This is a genomic window from Roseibium sp. (genome assembly GCF_025698965.1).
Taxonomy (GTDB): domain Bacteria; phylum Pseudomonadota; class Alphaproteobacteria; order Rhizobiales; family Stappiaceae; genus Roseibium.
On sequence record NZ_JAILWL010000541.1, the window covers coordinates 1 to 4131 of the forward strand.

Consider the following 4131-nt stretch of genomic DNA (forward strand, 5'->3'; position numbering starts at 1 on the left):
CTTGCGCAGGGCTTCGCCGGTCTGTTCGCGTACCCAATCGGCAAAGCGGGTCTGCGCCATCGGGCCGAGTGTTGTGGCCTCATCCAGCGGATTGCCGAGCTGGTACTGGCTTGTCAAATCGACAAACCCGTCGACAAACCGGTCAAACAGGCTTTCATGCACATAAACCCGTTCGATGCCGCAGCAGCACTGACCGGCATTGTAAAATGCGCCGTCCACCAGATTGGCAACGGCATAGTCGAGATCCGCATCGGCACGCACATACGCCGGGTCCTTGCCGCCAAGCTCAAGACCAAGCGTTGCAAATGTACCCGCCAGCGCCTTTTCGATCGCCCGGCCGCCAGCCACGGAGCCGGTGAAATTGACATGATCGATCAGTCCGGAACCGAGAAGCTTTTCGGTACCCGCATGCGTCAGCACAATGTTCTGGAAGACGCCTTTCGGCAGACCGGCAATTTCAAATGCCTTGGCAAGGCGTTCTCCGACCACGAGCGTTTGCGCGGCATGTTTCAGCACGATCACATTACCTGCCATCAGCGCCGGCATGATGGTGTTGATTGCGGTCATGAACGGGTAGTTCCACGGCGCAATCACCATGACGACACCCAGTGGTGCGCGCCGCAGAAAACGTTTGAAGCCAGGCTTGTCGGTGCGTTCTATGTCTGCAAGAGCCTGTTCGGCAACCGACGCACAATATTCGGTGCGTTCGACGACACCTCCCAGCTCACCACCAAAGCGAACCGGACGCCCCATCTGCCAGGCGATCTCAGGCACCACCTCGTCATTCATCGCCTGCAGGGCGGCAAGAGCCTTTTCACAATAGCCGACACGCTCGGCAATCGACAGCGCCGCCCACCCTGGTTGGGCGGTCTTCGCAGCCGAAACCACCTTGTCGACGGCAGCCTCGTCAAGAGCAGGACGCTCGGCATAAACCGATCCATCGATCGGTGAGACCAATTTGATCACATCTGACATTTTGGGACCTCTCATCACCGCCTTTTCCCAGACGGCTTGTCGAAAGTTGTTGGCTCGTTTCAGATCTAAGCCCGTTCAAATCCACGGGCGACTTCATAGTCCGTGACCGCCCGGTCGAATTCCTCGATTTCCCACTCGGCCGCACGCGCGTAATGATCAACAACCGCATCGGAAAACGCTTCACGCAGAAATTCCGACTTCAGCATCGTCTCGCGCGCATCCCGCAATGTTTGCGGAATTTCCCGTGCCTGCTTGGCCTCGTAGACGTCGCCTGTGGTCGGTGGATCAAGCGGAAGCTTTTCCTCAATTCCCTTCAGACCGGCTGCGATCTGAACCGCCAGCGCGAGATAGGGATTGAGATCGGATCCGCCGATCCGGCATTCAACACGAAGCGCCTTGGTGCCTTCGCCACAAAGACGGAAACCGGCCGTACGGTTGTCGATCGACCAGACGGTTTTCGTCGGCGCGAAAGTGCCTTTCTGGAACCGCTTGTAACTGTTGATGTAGGGCGCAAGAAAATAGGTATAGTCCGGCGCATACTTGATTAGACCGGCAAGGTAGTTGCGCATGGTTTCCGACATGCCGTATTCGCCGCTGTCGTCACAAAACACGTTGTTGCCATCCTTGTCGAACAGGGACTGATGCACGTGAGACGAGGACCCGACCTTGTCGCTGCGCCATTTGGCAAGAAAGGATACGGACCTGCCCTTTGCCCAGGCGATCTCCTTCACCGCATTCTTGGAAATCGTATGGTATTCGGCCGTATCCAAAGCCGGAGCGTATTTGATATTGAGTTCTTCCTGCCCGGTTTCCGCCTCACCCTTGGTGTTCTCGACCGGGATTCCTGCACCGTAAAGGCCGTTGCGCACGGGGCGCAGAACGTCTTCTTCCTTGGTGGTCTGCAGGATATGATAATCTTCGTTATATCCGGAGATCGGCTCCAGATCGCGGAACCCGTCCTTGCGGATTTCGTCGAAGCTCTTCTCGAACAGGAAAAACTCCAGTTCGGTCGCCATGATCGGTGTCAGGCCAAGTTCGCCAAGACGGGCGACCTGTGCTTTCAGCATCGCGCGCGGCGAATGTGGAACTTCCTTGTGCGTGTGATGATCCAGAACATCGCAGATCACCATGGCGGTTCCCTCCAGCCAGGGCACCCGCCGCAGGGTCGCAAGATCCGGTTTCATCACATAGTCGCCGTAGCCACCCGACCAGCTTGTCGCAGCGAAGCCTTCGACTGTGTACATCTCCAGATCGGTCGCAAGCAGATAGTTGCAGCAATGGCTTTCTTCATAAGCGCTGGTGACGAAATGGTGGGCGTGAAAGCGCTTGCCCATCAGCCGCCCCTGCATGTCGACGATGCAGGCGAGCACTGTATCGATCTCTCCTGCGGAAACGAGCGATTTCAGTGCATCAAAAGTCAGGTTGCCAGGCATGTTCAAGTCTTCCGATGTTGGGCAAGTCTAATCTTGTCTGAAAAGTCCCGGCCCGGATATTCTTGTCCGGGCCGGTAGTTTCGGTCACGCCGTCTTTCTGAAACCGGCGTGGCCTGGGCTTCATCAGCTGTAACGATACGGACGTCCAGCTTTCTGCATGTCGGCGTTGTACTTCTTGAAGATATCCACGACCTTTGCCTTGAGCGGGGATTCAGAAGCAATTTCATCCCAGAACGCCGTGGCGGCTTCTTCAACGGTTGCCCATTGTGCATCCGGGACCGAAGTCAGCTCCATCTTAGTGCCGTTGACGCGCAATGCGGCTTCACCACCCCAGTACCACCACTGACGATAGTAGTGAGAAGCATCCATTGCGAGCTGCAGCATGGTCTTCAGATGATCGGGAAGTTCGTTCCAGCGTTCCTGGTTGGCAAAGAACGATCCGGCCCATGCGCCCGAAATGTTGTTGGTCAGGAAGTAGTTGGTCACATCCGCCCAACCGACAGTGTAGTCTTCGGTGATGCCGGACCAGGCGACACCGTCAAGTTCACCGGTCTGAACGGCAACTTCAATGTCTTCCCAGGGCAGGGTTACCGGAACAACACCGAACTGGCTCATGAAGCGGCCAGCGGTCGGGAACGTGAAGACGCGCTTGCCCTTCAGGTCTTCCAGTGACCGGATCGGATCCTTCGTTGCGAAGTGGCATGGATCCCAGGCGCCGGCGGAAATGTGCTTCACACCGACCTTGGCATATTCCTCTTCCCAGATTTCCTTGAGCCCGTATTGATTGAACAATACAGGCACATCAAGGGAATAGCGGGACGCAAACGGGAAGTAACCGCCAAACACGGTCAGTTCTGTCGGCGACGCCATGGAATCATCGTCCGACTGAACGGCATCGATCGTGCCCTGCTGCATTGCGCGAAACAGTTCACCGGTCGGGACCAGCTGGTCAGCGGTGAAAAGCTCGATCACCATCTCGCCGTTGGCCGCTTTGTTGAAGGCGTCGATATGCGGCTTGATCACGTGCTCGGCAAGTGCCGGACCCGCATAGGTCTGGAGGCGCCATTTGATCTGCGACTGACCGTGTACTGCAGGTGCTGCAAGTGAGGTTGCTCCGGCTGCGGCTACTGTACCGACACCGGCTTTTTTCAGGAAATCACGTCTATTCTTCATCTCAGTTCCCCTAAAGTTTCGGTTCGTGTGTTAGCGGCCGGCCGTTGCCCGGCTCTCGTTTCCCGCTGTCAAAAAATCCGTTTTCCTCCGGATATTCTTTTTATTGTCCCGCAACTTGCGCTTATCTGCTGTAGATCAGTTCCGGCAGCCAAAGCGCGATTTTCGGGAAGGCCATCACGAGCACCAGCGCCAGGACCATCACCATGACAAAGGGTGCAATCGACCCGTAAATGTCACGCATGGTGATGTCCTTGGGCGCCATGGCCCGCATCAAAAACAGATTGTAGCCAAAGGGCGGCGTCATATAGGCGATCTGTGTGGTGATCGTATAAAGAACACCGTACCAGATCAGCACTTCATTGCGCGGCATGCCAAGATCCAGCGTGCCGACCAGCGGTACGTATAGCGGTGCAACGATCACCAGCATCGCCGTATCGTCCAGAAACGTGCCCATCACCAGGAAGGACAATTGCATCAGGATCAGGATCATCCACGGTGACAGGCCGAGTTGATCGGTAAACAGGTTCTCGATCGCCTTCACCGCGCCCAG

At 56.5% G+C, this 4131-nt stretch carries 4 protein-coding genes; all 4 read right to left on the reverse strand.

Translation table 11 applies throughout. The features are described from left to right. On the reverse strand, positions 1 to 975 hold a 975-nt coding region (locus tag K5905_RS28970; protein WP_297590945.1), incomplete at its 3' end, for an aldehyde dehydrogenase family protein. Positions 976 to 1040: 65 nt separating this feature from the next. Continuing rightward, a complete protein-coding gene (locus K5905_RS28975; protein WP_297590948.1) occupies positions 1041 to 2408 on the reverse strand; it encodes a glutamine synthetase family protein in 1368 nt (455 codons plus the stop codon). 123 nt (positions 2409 to 2531) lie between these two features. Then, positions 2532 to 3581: a TRAP transporter substrate-binding protein gene (locus K5905_RS28980; protein WP_297590952.1), complete on the reverse strand. Its 1050-nt coding sequence runs from the start codon at positions 3579 to 3581 to the stop codon at positions 2532 to 2534. 121 nt (positions 3582 to 3702) lie between these two features. Then, positions 3703 to 4131 (reverse strand): TRAP transporter large permease subunit (locus K5905_RS28985; protein WP_297590955.1); only part of this gene is annotated, 429 nt, incomplete at its 5' end.

Excerpts from the sequence above, each read along its gene's own strand:
- K5905_RS28975 (WP_297590948.1), bottom strand. The coding sequence starts at position 2,408 with ATGCCTGGCAACCTGACTTTTGATGCACTGAAATCGCTCGTTTCCGCA.
- K5905_RS28980 (WP_297590952.1), bottom strand. The coding sequence starts at position 3,581 with ATGAAGAATAGACGTGATTTCCTGAAAAAAGCCGGTGTCGGTACAGTA.